A 17,542-nucleotide genomic window follows, 5' to 3' on the forward strand; every position below is an offset into this window, starting at 1 on the left:
GCGATGGAATATTTCGGGCAGTTGCTGGCGAACGGCCTTGTGCTCGGGGCGATCTACGCCCTGACCGCGGTCGCCTTCACGCTGGTCTATGGCGTGGTGCGGCTGGTGAACTTCGCCTTCGGCGAATTGTTCATGATCGGCGCCTTCCTCACCACCTCGCTGATGCTCGATGAGGTGCGCCTCGTCGGTTACACCGTGCCGATGCCGGGCCTCTCCTTCCCGCTGGCGGCGCTGGCGGCGATCCTCATCACCGCCGCGCTCGGCGTGGTGGTCGACCGCATCGCCTACCGGCCCTTGCGCAAGGCCCCGCGCCTCGCCCCGCTCATCACCTCGATCGCGGTCTCGGTGGTGCTGCAGAGCGCGGCGCAGACCATCTGGGGCGCCGAGGAACTGCGCTTCCCGGAATTCACGCTCGCCACCTATCCGCCGGTGGTGCTGTTCGGCGCCATCTATCTCTCGGTGATGGACCTCGTGGTGATGGCGACCGCCATCCTCGCCATGATCGGGCTCACGCTGTTCATTTCGCGCTCGACGCTCGGCCGCGCCATGCGCGCCAGCGCCGAGGACCAGACCGCGGCGATGCTGGTGGGCATACCGGTCGACCGCGTGGTCGCCGCCGCCTTCGCCATCGGCTCGGGCTTTGCCGCGCTGGCCGGCCTGCTCTATGCGCAGACCTATGGCTTCGCCCATGCCAGCATGGGATTCCTGCCGGGCGTGAAGGCGCTTACCGCCGCGGTGCTCGGGGGCATCGGCTCGACGCCGGGCGCGGCGCTCGGCGGCGTCATTCTCGGCCTGGTCGAGGCGCTCGGCGCCGGCTACCTGCCCAATGGCTCGGCCTACAAGGACGCCATCAGCTTCGTGCTGCTGGTGCTGCTGCTCTATATCCGCCCGCAGGGCCTGCTCGGCCGGCCGGAGCTGAACTCCGCCGGACGCGGCAGCCTGCTGGGGGGCATCAGCGAGATCGGCCCGCGCTGGATCCGCGCCGGCTTCGAGCAGATGGACACGATGCTCGCCCGCACGTCGCAGGGCGGCGTGCCGCTTGCCCTCGCTCTGCTGGCCATCGCCATCGCGCTGGGCGTGTTCATCCCGTCGGACTACTGGCTGCGCATCCTCACCACGGTGCTGATCTACGGCATGCTGGCGAGCGGGCTGAACGTCATTGTCGGCTTTACCGGCCTGCTTGATCTCGGCTTCGTCGCCTTCTGGGCCGTCGGCTCCTACCTCACCTCGATCCTGTTCGTGCTGGTGTTGAAGGACACCTTCGGCATCGCCCCGCAGGAGATGTGGTGGCTGCTCTACCTCAATCTGCCGCTCGGCGGCCTGATCGCCGCTTGCCTCGCCGTGCTGCTCGGCACCCCGACCTTGAGGCTGCGCGGCGACTATCTCGCCATCATGACGCTCGGCTTCGGCGAGATCGTGCGCATCGTCGCCATCAACTGGATCGACCTCACCCGCGGGCCGATGGGCATTCGCGGCATACCCGCGCCGACGCTGTTCGGCTTTTCGCTCGGCACGCCGCGCATGCAGTTCTTCTTCGCGCTGGCGCTCGCCGTGGTGGTGCTGTTCGCCATCGGCCGGCTGATCCGTTCCTATGTCGGGCGCGCCTGGGTGGCGATCCGCGAGGATGAGGAAGCCGCCGAGGCGATGGGCGTGCCGACCGCGCGCTACAAGCTCTATGCCTATGCCACAAGCGGCTTTGTCGGCGGTTTCGTCGGCGTGTTCTATGCCCACTACCAGCAATATATCAGCCCGCTGAACTTCAGCCTGTTCGAGAACATCATCCTCTTGATGCTCATCGTGCTGGGCGGCCTCGGCACCTTTGTCGGGCCGTTCGTCGGCGCGGTGATCTGGATCGTCTTCCTCCAGCTCGCCATCGATATCCCCTTCGTCCAGGCCTTCCCCGAGACGCGCTTCGCGCTGCTCGGCATCATCCTCATCGCGCTGATGCTGTTCCGCCCGCAGGGGCTGGCCGCGAGCGCGCGGGTGCAGCTCATCATGGCCGGGCTCATGCGCCGGAGGCCGGCATGAGCCCGCTGCTCGCCACCAAGGGACTGACGGTGCGCTTCGGCGGGCTGGAGGCGATCGGCGGGCTCGATCTCGCGGTCCAGCGCGGCACCATCCATGGGCTGATCGGGCCGAACGGCGCCGGCAAGACCACGGTGCTGAACGTGCTCACCGGCTTCATTCGCCCCACCGCCGGCATGCTCACATTCGACGGCCACGAGATCGGCGGGCTGAGCGTCAACGCCATTGCTGCCTCGGGGCTCGCCCGCACCTTCCAGAACATCCGGCTGTTCGGCGCCATGACCGTGCTGGAGAGCGTGCTGGTCGGCGCCCATCGCCGCTTCCACGCCTCCCCGCTCGGACTGATCTTCGGCTCGGCCAAGGCCCGCGCCACCGAGGCGGCGATGATCGAGCGGGCCTATGAGTTGCTCGATTTCGTCGGTCTCGGCGGCACCGTCGCCGACCGCGTCGCCACCACCCTCTCCTATGGCCATCAGCGCCGCGTCGAGATCGCCCGCGCCTTGATGTCGGCGCCGAAGCTGCTGCTGCTCGACGAGCCGCTCGCCGGCATGAACGCGCTGGAGAAGACCGAGATCGCCGATCTGGTGCGCGCAGTGCGCGACCAGGGCATCACCGTGCTGCTGATCGAGCACGACATGCAGATCGTGCGATCGCTGTGCGGCCATCTCACCGTGCTCGACTATGGCAAGCGCCTCGCCGACGGCACGCCGCACGCCGTGCTGTCCGATCCCCTGGTGCAGGCCGCCTATCTCGGCCGGGAGCGGGTGTGATGGACGCCACCAACCATCACCGCTTCGACGAGGCGCGCAATGTGGCGCCGCTGATGGAGGTGAAGGGGCTCGCCGTCGCCTATGGCCGCATCCGTGCGGTCGACGGCGTGAACCTCACCATCGAGCCCGGCCGCATCGTCTCGCTCGTCGGCAGCAACGGCGCCGGCAAGACCACGACGCTGATGGCACTCTCGGGCCTCTTGCCGCTCACCTCCGGCACGGTGCGCTTTGCCGGTGAGGACATCACCCGGCTCGCCCCGGAAACCCGCGTCGCCCGCGGCATCGCCCATGTGCCGGAACGCCGCCGCGTCTTCGCCGGCATGAGCGTGCGCGAGAACCTCGTGCTCGGCGGCTATGTGCGCAACGACAAGACCGAGATCGAGCAGGACATCGAGACGCTGACCGGCCTGTTCCCGATCCTCGGCAGGCGCATGTCGCAGGCCGCCGGCACGCTCTCCGGCGGCGAGCAGCAGATGCTCGCCATTGCCCGCGGACTGATGTCGCGGCCTTCGCTGCTGGTCATGGACGAGCCGACCATGGGCCTCGCGCCGCAGATGATCGATCTCATCCTCGACACGGTGCAGGAGATCCGCAAGCGCGGCACCACCGTGCTGCTGGTGGAGCAGAACGCGGTCGAGGCGATCCGCCTCTCCGACCATGTCTATGTGATGCGGCTCGGCCGCATCGTCCATGAAGACTCCGGGTCGTCGATCGATCCGGAGCGCGTGAAGGCCTTCTATATGGGGAACGAGGCATGACGGACACTGCAAGCGCATCCACACCCCGGATGCGCCTCGGCACCTTCCTCGGCGTGCCGCAGGCGAGCGAGGCCAAGGCCGGTCAGATCGCGGTGATGGGGCTGCCGTTCGATTGCGGCACCCACGCCACCCGCATCGGCTCGCGCCAGGGGCCGGCGGCGTTCCGCGCCATGTCGAGCGAGGTGCGGCCCTATTATCCCCCGCTGGCCGATGTCGATCCCCGCGAGGGCAACCGCGTGGTCGATCTCGGCGATGTCGATGTGGTCGCCTCCGATCTCGGCCCCTCCCTCGCCGCGATGGAAGCTGCGGTGTTTGACGTGGTGCGCGCGGACGCCGTGCCGCTCTGCGTCGGCGGCGACGGCACGGTGACGCTGCCGGTGCTGCGCGCGCTCGCCAAGCGCTATCCGGAGCTGGTGCTGGTGCATATCGACGCCCACACCGACGCCTATCCGGGCGAGGACATCAATACCGGCACCACCTTCTCCCGCGCCGCGGCGGAAGGGCTGATCGACACGAAGCGTTCGTTCCATATCGGTGCGCGCGGCACCATGCTGGTGCCCGGCGCCTATGACTATACCCGCTCGCTCGGCTTCCGCGTCATCACCGGCGAGGAAGTGCGCAAGCGCGGCGCGGCGGATGTCGCCGCCGAGGTGCGCGAGGTCGCCGGCAACCGCCCGGTGCACCTGTCCTTCGACATGGATTATTTCGATCCGTCGGCAGCGCCGGGCGTCGCCACCCCGACCTGGGGCGGCCCGCCGGTGGCGGAGGCGTTCGACCTGCTGCATGGGCTGAAGGGGCTCGACCTCGTCGGCGTCGACATCAACACGCTGAGCCCGCCGCACGATGTCGCCGGCATGGCCGCAATGTTGGCCGGCCATGTCGCGGTGATCGCCATGCATCTCGTCCAGCTCGGCCAGGCCGAGCATCGCCTGAACGGAGGAAACCGGTCATGAGTACCGCCACCACTCTGGTTCCCGAGCCGTATGTGTGGACCGAGCCGCCGCTCGGCGACGCCAAGAGCGCACCGACGCGCTTCTATACCGACCCCGAGGTTTTCAAGGCCGAAGTTCAGCATATCCACCTCAAGACCTGGTTCTTCGCCGGACGCCTCGAAGAGGTTCCCAACCCCGGCGACTACAAGGCGCTGGAAAGCGTCGGCGGGCCGGTGCTGCTGGTGCGCGGCGAGGACGGCGTCCTGCGCGCCTTCGCCAATGTGTGCCGGCACCGCGCCTCGATCCTGCTGGAGGGCTGCGGGCACGCCACCAATATCATCTGCCCCTACCACGCCTGGAACTACCGGCTCGACGGCACGCTCGCCGGGGCGCCCGGCATGCGCGAGGTGCCGAAGTTCGAGAAGCCGCCGCATGGCCTGATCCCGATCCGGATGGAGGTCTGGGAAGGCGCGATCTTCCTGAACTATGACGACGACGCCCCCGATCTCGCGACCTATCTCGGCAATTTGCCGGAACTGCTGGGCAGCCACCGCTTCGGCGAGATGGCGAAGACCTGGCACATCGAGATCGACGTCAACTGCAATTGGAAGCTGCTGCTCGAAAACGCCATGGAGACCTACCACACCGGCGTCGTCCATGCCGCGACAGTGGGGGCGCAGCGCTCGGTGAGCTTCCCGACCTCCGGTGAATGGCTGAGCATCCAGGTGCAGTCCTCGCGCTCCATCGCCGTGCTCGGCGAGGAGCCGCCCTTCCCGCCGATCGAGGGCCTGAACGAACAGGCCCGCAAGGGCACCTATTTCACGCTTGTAGCGCCGACCACGCAGTTCGCCTGCGCGCAGGACTGCATCTGGTGGCTGGCGGTGCGCCCGGTCGCGGTCGACCGCTCGGTGCTCTCGGTCGGCGGCTGCTTCCCGAAAGCCTATACCGAGCTGCCGGACTTCGAGAGCCGCGCCGCGCCCTATTACAAGCGCTGGGAAGCGGTGGCGCTGGAGGATGTCGGCATCCTCGAGAAGCAGCAGCGCGGCCTCTCCTCGAAGCTGGCACGCCCTGGCCCACTCTCCTGGCGCGACGACATGGTGCTCGCCATGAACCGCTGGGTGATGGCCCGGCTTCCTGCCCATATCGTCGATGGAATGGTCGAGTGATGCGCGTCCTGCTGACCCATAATTGCGATCTGCTGAAGCACTTCTACGGCAACAAGGCGGTGGAACAGCTGAAAGCCCTGCCGATCGAGCTGATCATGAACGACAGCGACGAGCCGCTGCGGGGCGATGCGCTGGTGAAGGCCGCCGAGGGTTGCGAGGTGGTGATCTCCGACCGCCTTGCCGCCGGGCCGCGCGAAGTGATGAGCCGCTTGAAGGACGTGAAGACCTTCATCCGGTGCGCCGTCGATATCCGCAACATCGATGTCGATGCCGCCTCCGACGCCAATATCCTGATCTGCCGCTGCAGCTCGGGCTATGCGGATTCGGTCGGCGAGCACGCCATCGCCTTGATGCTCGACCTCGCCCGCGGCATCACCCGCGATGCCGAGCGCTATCATGCCGGCGAAGCCAAGCACCCGATGGTGTTCCGCAAGCAGCTCGCCGGCGCTCATGTCGGGGTGATCGGCTATGGCTCGATCGGCAAGCGCATCGTCGAACTGGCGCTGGCCTTCGCGATGAAGGTCTCGGTCTATGACCCCTATGCCAGGATCGGCCATGGCGCGGTCGATGTGGTGGGCCTCGACGAGGTGCTGTCGCAGCCGGACTTCGTGATCTGCGCCGCCTATGCGACGCCGGAGACCACCCGCATGATGAATGCGAGCGCTTTCGCGCGGATGCGCAAGGACGCCTATTTCATCAACATCTCCCGCGGTCTCCTTGTGAATGAAGAGGATCTCGAAGCCGCGCTGACCTCCGGCGTCATCGCCGGCGCCGGGCTCGATGTCGGCGACGGCACCGACGAGCAGCCCTCGCCGCGCCTCGCCCGCCTGCCGAACGTCGTCGCCACCCCGCACACCGCGGCGCTGATGCCGGAGCCTTCCGAACACCAGGCGCTGGAGACGGTGGAGCAGGTCAAGGCGATCCTCGCCGGGCGGCTGCCGATCCATGCCGTCAATCCGCACCGCGTTGCCGGCTGGGGCGTGAAGTGACCGGCTTGATCCCGACGCGTATCCCGGCATTCCTGCCGCCGCCGAACGCCTGCGACTGCCACATGCATGCCTATGGCCCGGCGGAGATCTATCCGCCGCGGCCGGATTCGCCGTTCCCGCCGGTCGCGGGCGGCGATATCGAGAGCTACAGGCGCGTGCGCGCCATGCTCGGCCTGACACGGGCGGTGGTGGTGCAGCCCTCGGTCTATGGCTTCGACAATCGCGTCACGCTCGATGCCATGGCGGCGCTCGGCGCCGATGCCCGCGGCGTCGCCGTGGTGCCGCCGGATATCTCCGACGACGAGCTGGCGCTCCTCACCGATCTCGGCATACGCGGCATCCGCTTCTTCATGATCGGCGGCGGCTCGCTGGGTTGGGAGGATCTGGAGACGCTGGCGGCGAAGACCGCGGCGTTCGGCTGGCATGTGCAGATGCAGATGGATGGGCGGCTCCTGCACGAGCAGGCCGATCGCCTCGCCCGGCTGCCCGGCCGCCTCGTCATCGACCACAACGGCAAGTTCCTGGAGCCGGTCGGCGTCGATCATCCGGGCTTTGCGGCACTGCGCCGGCTCATCGACAATGGCCGCACCTGGGTGAAGACCTCGGGCGTCTACGAGACCTCGCGCGTAGGCGCGCCGGATTATCCCGATGTCGCGCGGCTCGCCCAAACCTTGATCGGTGAGGCGCCGGAACGCTGCCTGTTCGCCACCAACTGGCCGCACCCGTCCAAGCCCGGCAACCCGCCGGACGATGCGCGGCTGGTTGATCTTTTCCACGCATGGTGCGGCAATGATCTTGTCGCCGCGCGCATCATGGTCGACAACCCGGCCGAGCTTTACGGCTTCGCACCCTCGCCACAGCAGGATCAGCTCCCGTGATTTCGTGCCAGAGAACCGACTTCTTCGGACCCGCCCGCCCGCCGGTGATGGCGCGCGACGCCGCGATCGCCACCTCGCACCCGCTGGCTACCGCCGCCGGGCTGGAGATCCTGAGCGCCGGCGGCAATGCCGTTGATGCGGCACTGGCCGCGGTGGCGACGCAGTGCGTGGTCGAGCCGCACATGACCGGCATCGGCGGCGACTGCTTCGTGCTCTATGCGCCGAAGGGCAAGCAGACCATAGCTTTGAACGGCAGCGGCCGCGCCCCTGCCGCCGCCACCGTCGCGAAGCTGAAGTCGCTCGGGCTCGAGGGCGAGATCCCCAAGACCAGCGCCCACGCCGTCACCGTGCCCGGTGCCATCTCGGCGTGGACCAAGCTGCACGCCGATCATGGTTCGCTGCCGCTGGAGCAACTGTTCGCCCGCGCCATCGACTATGCCGAGAACGGCTATCCGATCACCCCGCGCGTCGCCTTCGACTGGGCGGACGATGCCGCGCTGCTGGCGCAGGATGCCGGCGCCGCGGCGTTCTTCCTGCCCGGCGGCAAGGCACCGCGCGCCGGCGACCGCCATGCCCAGCCTTTGCTCGGCCAGCGCCTGCGCGACATCGCCAAGAGCGGCGCCGCTGCCTTTTATGAGGGCGCCACGGGTGCCTCGCTGGTGAAGTACCTCAATGGCCTCGGCGGGCTGCACACGCTGGAGGATTTTGCCGAGGCGAAGGACGCCGCCTTCTACACGACGCCGATCTCGACCGATTATCGCGGCTACACCGTGGAAGAGTGCCCGCCCAACGGCCAGGGCCTCGCCGCCCTGATGCTGCTCGGGATCCTGCGCGAATTCGACCTCGGCCCCCACGTCTCGATGGCCGACCGCACCCACATCCACGCCGAGGCGACCAAGCTGGTCTATCATAATCGCGACGCGCTGCTCGGCGACCCCGCGACGATGACGGTCTCGGTCGGGAAGCTGCTGGCGCCGGAGACCGCCCGCCGCCTCGCCCGGCACATCGACATGAAGCGTGCCCGGCCGCCGGTGATGTGGGACGAGCCGGAGCACAGGGACACGGTCTATCTCTGCGTCGTCGATCGCGACGGCAACATGATCTCCTTCATCAATTCGCTGTTCCACTCCTTCGGCTCGACCCGCATCGATCCCAACACGGGAATCATGCTGCACAGCCGCGGCAACTCGTTCCGACTGATCGAGGGCCATCCCAACGCCATCGGCCCGAAGAAGCGCCCGATGCACACCATCATCCCGGGCCTCTTGCGCAAGGACGGCGATGCGTTCGGCGTGTTCGGGGTGATGGGCGGACAGTACCAGGCCGCCGGCCAGGCGGCGCTGCTCTCCGGGCTGTTCGACCGCGACCTCGACCCGCAGGCCGCACTCGATGCGCCGCGTTCCTTCGCCTTCAACGGCGCGCTGGAACTGGAGACGACTTATCCGGACGAGGTACTGAGAGACCTCGCCGGCCGTGGCCACACCGTGCATCGCGCGGTCGAGCCGTTCGGCGGCGGGCAGCTGATCCTGGTCGACAAGGAGCATGGCTGCCTGATCGCGGGATCGGACATACGCAAGGATGGTTGCGCGCTGGGGTTTTGAGGGGTGTCCTGCGTGAGCATCCTTCGAGGCTCGCTGCGCTCGCACCTCAGGATGAGGTGGTTATGAAAGCGACCTCATCCTGAGGTGCCGCCGCAGGTGGCCTCGAAGGATGTTGAAGCAGAGGCACTCCCCGCCTTTCGGCGACCTTGCCCCGGCCGGATATCGGTGAGAAGGTAAGTGACGCTGTCCTAAGTCGGGAGACCACCATGGCCCTCACCGTCATCCAGCACGTCCTCGCCCGCCTGCGCGATATCGGCATCACCGATGTGTTCGGGGTGCCCGGCGACTTCGCCTTTCCGGTGAACGATGCCATCAGCAACCATCCGGACATGAACTGGATCGGCTGCTCCAATGAGCTCAACGCCGCCTATGCCGCCGACGGCTATGCCCGCATCAAGGGGGTCGGCGCGCTGTGCACCACCTATGGCGTCGGCGAGTTGAGCGCACTTGCCGGCGTTGCCGGCGCCTACGCCGAATATCTGCCGATCTTCCATCTGGTCGGCACGCCGCGCATGGCGGTGCAGCGCTCGCGGGCGCTGGTGCACCACACGCTCGGCACCGGCGAATATGATCTGTTCCGCCGCATGGCGGAGCCGGTGGTGGTCGGCCATGCGGTGATGACGCCGCAGAACGTCGCCTACGAGACCGAGCGGCTGATCGCCGAGGCGTTCTATCATCGTCGGCCGGTCTATATGGCTTTCCCGGCCGATCTCGCGAACCAGCCGGTGGTGAGCACCGCCCAGCCGGTGCCGCCGCCGCGGAGCGATCCCGCCATGCTGGAGGCGGCGACCGCGGCCATCGCCGCCGCGCTGGAGAAGGCTGAGACCGCCTGCATGCTGCCGGGCCTGCTGGTTGCCCGCGAGGGGCTGAATGACCGGCTGCAGGCACTGGTCGACGCTTCCGGCCTGCCCTTCGCCACCATGTTTCACGACAAGACCGTGCTCGACGAGCAGCAGGACGCTTATGCCGGCATGTATGACGGCGCGCTGATGAACGAGGAGGTGCGGGCCTTCGTCGAGGAGAGCGAGCGCATCATCACGGTCGGCACGCTGATGACCGACTTCAACACCGGCTCCTTCACTGCGCGGCTCGACCCGGCGCGCACCATCGCCATCGAGCACCATCAGGTCAGCGTCGATGGCCGCTCCTATCCGAGCGTCGAGATCGGCGACATCCTCGGCAGCCTCGCCAAGGCCCTGCCACGGCGCAGCTGGCGGCGGCTTGCGGTGAATTCGCTCGGCCCGGTGGTCGGCGCCGGTGACGATCCGATCACCGCGGCGGCGCTCTATCCGCGCTGGGCAAATTTCCTTGCGCCGGGCGACACCGTGGTCGCCGAAACCGGCACCGTCTCCATGGGCCTCGGCTTCGCGCGCATGCCCTCCGGCGCCAATTTCTACAACCAGACGCTCTGGGGCGCGATCGGCTGGGCAACGCCGGCGGCGCTCGGCACCGCCATCGCCGATCGCAGCCGCCGCACCGTTCTGATCACCGGCGAGGGCTCGCACCAATTGACCGTGCAGGAGATTGGCCAGTTTGGCTGGCTCGGGCTGAAGCCGGTGGTGTTCGTGCTGAACAATGGCGGCTATCTGATCGAGCGCCTGCTCTGCAAGGATCCTGATATCGCCTATAACGACATCGCGCCATGGCGCTATGCCGACCTGCCGGCGGCGTTCGGCTGCGAGGGCTGGTTCACCGCCCGCGTCACCACCTGCGGCGAGCTCGATGCCGCCTTGCAGGCCGCCGCCACCGCGGAGAGCGGCGCCTATGTCGAGGTGGTCACCGGGCCCTTTGAGGCCTCGCCGCTCTCGCTGGCGCTGAGCGAGAAAATGAAGAAGGCGGCCGCGGGGGGCTGAGAACCGGGCCGCCTTCTCGCCCTGCCGCATACCCAACGCGCGGCAAGCTGGTCTCTCTGCTCCCTCTCCTCATTGGGGAGAGGGTTGGGGTGAGGGGTCTTCTTCGCTTCCCAGCCGTGTCGCCCCTCACCGACCCGCTTCGCGGGCCACCTCTCCCCAACGGGGAGAGGGAAAGTAAGGCACTCTGTTCCGTTACCCCTTCGGCGGGCGGGCGCGCACGGCGGCCTCGACGATTTCGGTGCCCCAGCCCGGACGGTCGGGCAGCACCATGGCGCCGTCCTCGATCTCCGGCAGATGGGTGTAGAACTCGCCGCGCCACGGCACGCCGTCGACATCCATCTCCATCACCCGCAGGTTGGGCACAGCGGCGGAGAATTGCGCGCTGATGAAATCGGCGAGGTGGCCGAAATAATTGTGCGGGGCGACGTTCACGTCGTGGCCATCGGCTAGCGCCGCCACCTTCAGCGCCTCGACATAGCCGTTCCAGATCACGTCGATGATGGCGATGTCGACGCTGAGCGCCTCGAAGAATGGCCGGTAGCCGCGCCGGCCATAGCCATTCTCAAGCGATGCTATGGGCGTGCCACAGCTTTGCCGGATCATGGCCAGCGTCGCCGGATCGGCGATGTCCAGTTCCAGCCAGGCGAGGCCGGCGCCTTCCAGCGCGCGGGCAAGGCGCAGATAGCCTTCGGGGCGAAAATTGAGATTGAGGTCGAGATAGATCTCGACGTCCTCGCCGGCGCCCTGGCGCAGCGCCGCGATCTGGCGCAGCACCGCCTCTTCGATGGCGCGGCTGGGATTGAGCGCGGGATAGCCGGCGCCGACACCGCGACCGGGGCGATAGGCGTCGATGCGCTCCTCGCCCGGCAGCAGCACATTGGTTTTCAGCGCGCGGAAGCCCTTGTTCCGCACCTCCTCGCCGATGCGGAAGAGATCGTCATAGGTCTTGAGCGGCGCGGTGCCGAGGTCTTTTGGGTAGCGCGCGCGATAGCTGGCGCAGTGCGACCAGTAGAGCGGCACGCGCTCGCGCAATGAGCCACCGAGCAGATCGCGCACCGGCAGGCCGAGCGCCTTGGCCTTGATGTCGATGAGCGCATTGACGATTGCGGCGATGGCCTGCTGGTTCAGCCCGCCCGGCACTTGCGCGGTCAGGCTGCCGAGCTTGGCAATGATCGCCTCGATGCGGCGCGGGTCCTCGCCGATCACCCGGCCGGCTAGCGCCCCGACGATCGACGAGATGCCGGTGTTCGAGGAGCCCTGCCCGTCGGTGTACTCGGCCCAGCCGACAATGCCGTCGGCGGTGCCGAGCTTCAGGAAGGAGATCGAGCGCCAGCCGAAATCCCCGTGGAGAATGTCCCAGTGGGTGATCTTCATCTCAGGGCTTCACCCCATATCGGCCGTCATGGCCGGGCTTGTCCCGGCCATCTCGGCCTCTGATGCACTGTCAGGAATCGAGATCCCCGGCACAAGGCCGGGGATGACGGTCGATCCGATGACCAAGTAAGGCTCAATCACACGAAGCCCGGGCCTTCGATGACCGGGTGCGCCTTGATGAAGTCCTCGTCGACCTCGATGCCGAGGCCGGGGCCTTCGAGCGGGTACACATTGCCGTTCGCATTGACCTCGTAGGGCTTGTTCTTGAACGGGCCCTCGCGCAGCGGGTTGCAGCCTTCGCTGGATTCGAAATAGCCGCCATTCTCGATCGCCGCGAGCACATGGATGCCGGCCGCGAGATCGAGCCCGGTGACGCCGCCATGCGGGTGCACGGCGATGTTGTAGGTCGAGGCGGTGGCGGCGATGCGCATGATCTCGGTGACGCCGCCGCACTTGCCGACATCCGGCTGGAAGATGCGGATATTGCCGGATTCGAGGTGCGGGATGAACTCGTAGCGGGTGTAGGAATTCTCGCCGAGCGCCAGCGGCGTCGAGGAGAAGGTGGCGGCGACCTCATAGGCCTTGGTGTTGGTGGCCGGGAACGGCTCCTCCAGCCAGTACACGTCGAGCTCCTGCATCGCCGGCATCACCCTGCGGCAATCGTCGAGGGTGTAGGCGGTGTTGGCGTCGGTGAGGATGGCGAGGTCGGGGAAGCGGTCGCGCACCGCGCTGATGCGGGCGATGTCCTGCTTGTTGGTCTGGCCGAGGCGGAGCTTCACTGCCTTGAAGCCCTTGTCGACGAAGGTGCCGACCTCGTCGGCGGTCTCTTCCGGAGTGCGGAAGCCGAGCGCGCCGCCGCCGCCGGCATAGGCCGGGATCGGCTTCGAGGCGCCGCCGAGCAGCTTGTAGAGCGGCATGTTGGCGAGCTTGCCCTTCAGGTCCCACAGCGCCATGTCGATGCCGCTCATGGCGATCACCGAGCCGGCGCCCATGCCGTGGCTGCCGACCTGGGCGCGGTACATCCTGGTCCAGATCACCGTGGTCTGCGTCGGGTCCATGCCGAGCACGAGGTCGCGCATGGTGGTGTTGATGAGATGGGCCACGGTGCCCGGATTACGGGCATGGTGCGCCTCGCCCCAGCCGATGACGCCCTCGTCGCTGATGACCTTGACGATGATGGCATCGCGCTTGGTCAGCTTGCCGAGGCCGAGCGTGTTCTGGCGGTCCGCCGGAATCGGGACGGAGATCGGATAGGCAATCACATCAACAATGCGCATGGCGTGGCTCCGGACATTAGGTGGCAAAATGGGTCGGGGCGCGCGGCCCCGGCAGCATCATTCGGTCTCGACCACGCTTTTGAAGCGCGAGCGGATCATCGGGTAGAACAGGCACAGCGCGGCGACGACGAGCAGCACGACGCAGATCGGCCGCTCCAGGAAGACGAAGGGCGAGCCCATCGAGATCACCAGCGACTGGCGCAGCGCGTTCTCGGCATCGGCGCCGAGCACCAGCGCCATAACCAAAGGCGCGGCGGGAATGCCGGAAGCCTTGAAGCCGTAGCCGATGACGGTGAACATCAGCATCAGCCAGACGTCCCACATCGAATTGTCGACGCTGTAGACGCCGACGACGCACAGCGACATCACGATGATCGGCAGCGTGCGCTGCGAGATCACGAACAGCCAGATGAAGAACGGCACCAGCAGGATGTTCTGCGCGAGCAGCATGACGTTGCCGACATACATGCTGGCGATCAGGCCCCAGGCGACGTCGGCGTGCTCGGTGAACAAACGCGGGCCGGGCTGGATGCCGAGGATGATGAAGGCGCCGATCAGCACCGAGGTGGTGGCGGTGCCGGGAATGCCCAGCGCGAGGAGCGGCACGAAGGCGCCCGAGCTTGCCGAGTTGTTGGCGGATTCCGGGCCGGCGACGCCTTCCAGCATGCCGGTGCCGAACTTCTCCGGGGTCTTGGAGAGCTGCTTTTCGAGGCCGTAGGAGACGAAGGAGGCGATGGTGGCGCCGGCGCCCGGCAGGATGCCGAGGAAGAAGCCGACGAAGCCGCCGCGCAGCATCGAGCCCCAGGTCTGCTTGAGATCCGCCCAAGACGGCATGATGTCCCGGATCCTCAGGCGGATTTTGTTGATCTCGACCTGCTGCGGCGGGTGGAAGATGTCGAACAGGATCTCGGCGAGGCCGAACAGGCCGACCACGGCGGGGATGAAGCCGATGCCGTCGATCAGTTCCATGGTGCCCCAGGTGAGGCGGGCCTGGCCGGACACCACGTCCTGGCCGATGGTGGCCAGCAGCAGGCCGAGCATCAGCGAGACGAAGGACTTCACCATGTTGCCACGGGCCAGCGACGACACCATCACGAAGGCCAGCACCATGATGGCGAAGTATTCCGGCGGCCCGAACACCAGCGCGACGCTGGCGAGCGGCACGGCGATAATGGAAAGCAGGATCAGGCCGATGGTGCCGGCGAGGAAGGAGCCGATGGCGGCGAGGCCGAGCGCGACGCCGCCCTTGCCCTGCTTGGCCAGCGGGTGGCCGTCATAGGTGGTGACCACCGAGGCGCTCTCGCCCGGCACGTTGAGCAGCACCGAGGTGATGGTGCCGCCATACATGGCGCCGTAATAGATGCCGGCCATGGCGACGAGGCCGGTCAGCGGATCGATGCCGAAGGTCAGCGGCAGCAGCACCGCGATCGCCGCGCTCGGGCCGAGGCCGGGCAGCACGCCGACCAGCGTGCCGGCAAACGTTCCGGCAAAGCACATCAACAGTAGCCAGGGATCCATAATCCTGGCGAAACCTTCGGCGAGCGGCGCGAACATGGTCGATTACCTTGGTACTTGAAGTCGTCGGAGCGCGGGCGAAGGCGTCAGGAGAACAGCAGGCCGGTTTCGAGCGGGATCTCCAGCAGATAGTCGAACGCGAAATAGACCGCGCCCGCCCAGATCACCGCGAAGATCGCGCTGCGCACGAGGTCGAGCTTCGAGATCAGCAGGCAGAACAGGAAGCAGAACGCGATCAGCGCAATCAGGAAGCCGACGATGTAGATCGCCCCGATGAGCAGAGCGAGCAGCGCGATGCAGGTGAGGCCACCGCGCAGGTTCGTGGCCTCCTCATCGTCCGCGCCGGCCGGTGCCTTGCGCACCGATTCGAACAGCAAAGCGAGGCTGAAGCCGAGCAGACCGACGCCGTAGATGCTCGGCAACGCGCCCGGCCCCAGGGTGTAGTCCTCGGCCATCGGCAGATGGAACGCCGCATAGAGCTCGGCCACCGCGAACAGCACGAGCAGCAGGGAGACGGTGGTCTCCATGGAGAATGGAAAGGCTTTGCGCGTCGTCATGGCGCCATTCCTCTGTTGCGGAGCGCGTTTTCGCTCCGCATTGCGACGTTCAGATCGTGAGGCAAAGATCAGGTAGCGAGGCTGGATGCAGAACCGCCGGCGTCCCGGACCGGGACCGCCGGCGGCTGGGAACTCACTTCGCCAGGCTGGTCTTCAGGAAGTCGATCTGGGTGGCGACGGTCGACTTGACGTCTTCCGGCGTGCTGTAGGTGACGTTCTGCGAGACCTGCTTGGCGCGCTCGACATATTCGGGCATTTGCGTCGCCTGCTTCACCGCGTCCTGCAGCTTCTTGATGATCGCGGGATCGGTGCCGGCCGGAGCGATGAGGCCGCGGCTCGAGGCGTTGATCGGCAGCGGGAAGCCCTGTTCGGCAAAGGTGGGCACGTCGGGCAGCAGCGGGCTGCGCTCGGTGCCGCCGACGCCCAGCACGCGGACGCTGCCATCCTTCAGGAAGGGCAGCACCTCGCTGGTGGCGAGCCCGAGGGCGTCGATGTGGCCGCCCAGCGCCGCGGTGACGGCCTCCGGAGTGCCTGCGAAATTGACGACGCGGAACTTGGCGTTGGCCTTGGAGGCGACGGCGAGCGCGGTCAGGCCGTCGAGGCTGGTGGAGCCGGTGGCGCCATAGGACAGGCCGCCGGGATGGTCCTTCAGATAGGCGACGACTTCCTTCATGTCCTTGTAGGGGCTCTTCGCCGGCACGACGATGATGCCGGGATCGACCATCACATTGCCGAGGAAGGTGAAGGAGGTGAGCGGATCGAAGGGCAGGCCGCCGCTGGCGGTCACGCCGCTGATGGCGGGGTAGTTCACGCTGCCCAGCGTGTAGCCGTCCGGCTTGGAACGGGCGACGTCGGTCCAGGCGACGGCGCCGCCGGCGCCCGGCTTGTTGATGACGACGACCGGCTGGCCGAGGATCTTCTCCAGCGTCGGCGCCACGGTGCGGATGGTGGCGTCCATCGCGCCGCCGGCGCTGAAGCCGACGATGACCTGGATCGGCCGGGTGGGGTAATCGGCGGCGAAAGCCGGGGCCGAGATGATCGGCGCGGCACCGGCTAGGCCGGCGACGACGGATAGCACCGCTCGCATATTCGATTTCATCTTGTTCCTCCCTCGCCTTCTTTTTGAAGGCCGAATGCCAGATCGGCGGTTCTTATATTGAACCGATCCATCGAGATATTCGATAATGAATGCAATCTGATGTCAAGCGTCTGCCGGACACGGGACGCGACATCGGCAGCGCCGCAGACAAGCCGAAAACACCCGCAACGGCAAGGGCCTGCGCGTTATTTATAACATATTACGCAGCGCTACGCGCGGCTGTCGTACCGTGGTAGGGAGGCACGATCCGCAGGCCGCCCGATCTTTCAACAGAGGCTGCTCGGACACCGGGCCGAGATTCGAAAATCGCTTCATCACCGGCGTGCCGGCCACGGTCAGCGCCCCGATCGCGGCATCGACACTCGCCACCGCGAAGGCGAGATGCTCGACAGCGCCGCGCGCCGCTGCGTCACTGGCAGCCACCCCATCCGGCACGCGCGGCAGAACGAAGAGGCGGATGCCGGCGCCATCGACATCGCGCCACTGTCGCTCTGTCTCCAGGAATTCGAGCATGCCTTCGTGGTCGGCGCTTGCGACGACCGCGCCATTGGCCGGATTGGTGACGTCGAAGGTGCCGCCACCACGTGAGGCGTGGCACGCGCCATTGATGTAGAAGGATCCGGAATAGACAGAGGGCGCCGCGGCGCCACCCGCGAGAGGGCGGCCTCGAGGCTTGCGGTCAACGACGCCCTTACGAGATCGTATAGGATGACATCCTGCCATGCGCTCTCGTGGATGAGATCAACCG

15 protein-coding genes are annotated in these 17,542 nt (G+C 67.1%); 10 read left to right on the forward strand and 5 right to left on the reverse strand.

The window, feature by feature from the left end; genetic code table 11:
- Positions 1–3 precede the first annotated feature (3 nt).
- The 9 genes from G3545_RS10530 (at position 4) to G3545_RS10570 (ending at position 10,972) form a co-directional block, all read left to right on the forward strand.
- Positions 4–2,028, forward strand: coding sequence for an ABC transporter permease (locus G3545_RS10530; protein WP_170012302.1), 2,025 nt, complete (start codon positions 4–6; stop codon positions 2,026–2,028).
- Complete coding sequence (locus G3545_RS10535; RefSeq protein ID WP_170012304.1) at positions 2,025–2,795, forward strand: ABC transporter ATP-binding protein; 771 nt, start codon at positions 2,025–2,027, stop codon at positions 2,793–2,795. Before G3545_RS10530 ends, G3545_RS10535 begins: the two co-directional genes overlap by 4 nt.
- Positions 2,795–3,553 (forward strand): ABC transporter ATP-binding protein, encoded by a 759-nt coding sequence (locus tag G3545_RS10540; protein ID WP_348644644.1) that lies wholly within the window; start codon positions 2,795–2,797, stop codon positions 3,551–3,553. The genes G3545_RS10535 and G3545_RS10540 overlap by 1 nt, the downstream gene beginning before the upstream one ends.
- Positions 3,550–4,506: an arginase family protein gene (locus G3545_RS10545; protein ID WP_246702773.1), complete on the forward strand. Its 957-nt coding sequence runs from the start codon at positions 3,550–3,552 to the stop codon at positions 4,504–4,506. The genes G3545_RS10540 and G3545_RS10545 overlap by 4 nt, the downstream gene beginning before the upstream one ends.
- A complete protein-coding gene (locus G3545_RS10550) occupies positions 4,503–5,651 on the forward strand; it encodes an aromatic ring-hydroxylating dioxygenase subunit alpha (protein WP_170012306.1) in 1,149 nt (382 codons plus the stop codon). The genes G3545_RS10545 and G3545_RS10550 overlap by 4 nt, the downstream gene beginning before the upstream one ends.
- Positions 5,651–6,640, forward strand: coding sequence for an NAD(P)-dependent oxidoreductase (locus G3545_RS10555; protein ID WP_170012308.1), 990 nt, complete (start codon positions 5,651–5,653; stop codon positions 6,638–6,640). The genes G3545_RS10550 and G3545_RS10555 overlap by 1 nt, the downstream gene beginning before the upstream one ends.
- Positions 6,637–7,518, forward strand: coding sequence for an amidohydrolase family protein (locus G3545_RS10560; RefSeq protein ID WP_206151411.1), 882 nt, complete (start codon positions 6,637–6,639; stop codon positions 7,516–7,518). The genes G3545_RS10555 and G3545_RS10560 overlap by 4 nt, the downstream gene beginning before the upstream one ends.
- 47 nt (positions 7,519–7,565) lie before the next feature.
- Positions 7,566–9,119, forward strand: a complete 1,554-nt coding sequence (locus G3545_RS10565; protein WP_170018014.1) for a gamma-glutamyltransferase family protein — start codon at positions 7,566–7,568, stop codon at positions 9,117–9,119.
- Positions 9,120–9,325: 206 nt separating this feature from the next.
- Entirely contained in the window at positions 9,326–10,972 is a 1,647-nt protein-coding gene (locus G3545_RS10570; RefSeq protein ID WP_170012310.1) for a thiamine pyrophosphate-binding protein, read from the forward strand.
- 192 nt (positions 10,973–11,164) lie between these two features.
- On the opposite strand, the gene G3545_RS10575 is transcribed toward G3545_RS10570, so the two are convergent.
- The 5 genes from G3545_RS10575 to G3545_RS10595 form a co-directional block, all read right to left on the reverse strand.
- Positions 11,165–12,346: a mandelate racemase/muconate lactonizing enzyme family protein gene (locus tag G3545_RS10575; protein WP_170012312.1), complete on the reverse strand. Its 1,182-nt coding sequence runs from the start codon at positions 12,344–12,346 to the stop codon at positions 11,165–11,167.
- Between the two features lie 137 nt (positions 12,347–12,483).
- Positions 12,484–13,623, reverse strand: a complete 1,140-nt coding sequence (locus G3545_RS10580) for a mandelate racemase/muconate lactonizing enzyme family protein (protein WP_170012314.1) — start codon at positions 13,621–13,623, stop codon at positions 12,484–12,486.
- Between the two features lie 57 nt (positions 13,624–13,680).
- Positions 13,681–15,177 (reverse strand): tripartite tricarboxylate transporter permease, encoded by a 1,497-nt coding sequence (locus G3545_RS10585; RefSeq protein WP_170012316.1) that lies wholly within the window; start codon positions 15,175–15,177, stop codon positions 13,681–13,683.
- Between the two features lie 47 nt (positions 15,178–15,224).
- The gene (locus G3545_RS10590) at positions 15,225–15,695 is read right to left on the reverse strand and encodes a tripartite tricarboxylate transporter TctB family protein (protein ID WP_170012318.1); all 471 of its coding nucleotides are present in this window, start codon (positions 15,693–15,695) and stop codon (positions 15,225–15,227) included.
- A gap of 133 nt (positions 15,696–15,828) precedes the next feature.
- Positions 15,829–16,794: a tripartite tricarboxylate transporter substrate binding protein gene (locus tag G3545_RS10595; protein ID WP_170012320.1), complete on the reverse strand. Its 966-nt coding sequence runs from the start codon at positions 16,792–16,794 to the stop codon at positions 15,829–15,831.
- A gap of 381 nt (positions 16,795–17,175) precedes the next feature.
- Here G3545_RS10595 and G3545_RS10600 point away from each other — a divergent pair, with 381 nt between their 5' ends.
- On the forward strand, positions 17,176–17,382 hold the full coding sequence (locus G3545_RS10600) for a hypothetical protein (RefSeq protein ID WP_170012322.1): 207 nt from the start codon (positions 17,176–17,178) through the stop codon (positions 17,380–17,382).
- Positions 17,383–17,542 lie beyond the last annotated feature (160 nt).

Origin of the sequence: Starkeya sp. ORNL1 (assembly GCF_012971745.1) — a bacterium.
GTDB lineage: Bacteria > Pseudomonadota > Alphaproteobacteria > Rhizobiales > Xanthobacteraceae > Ancylobacter.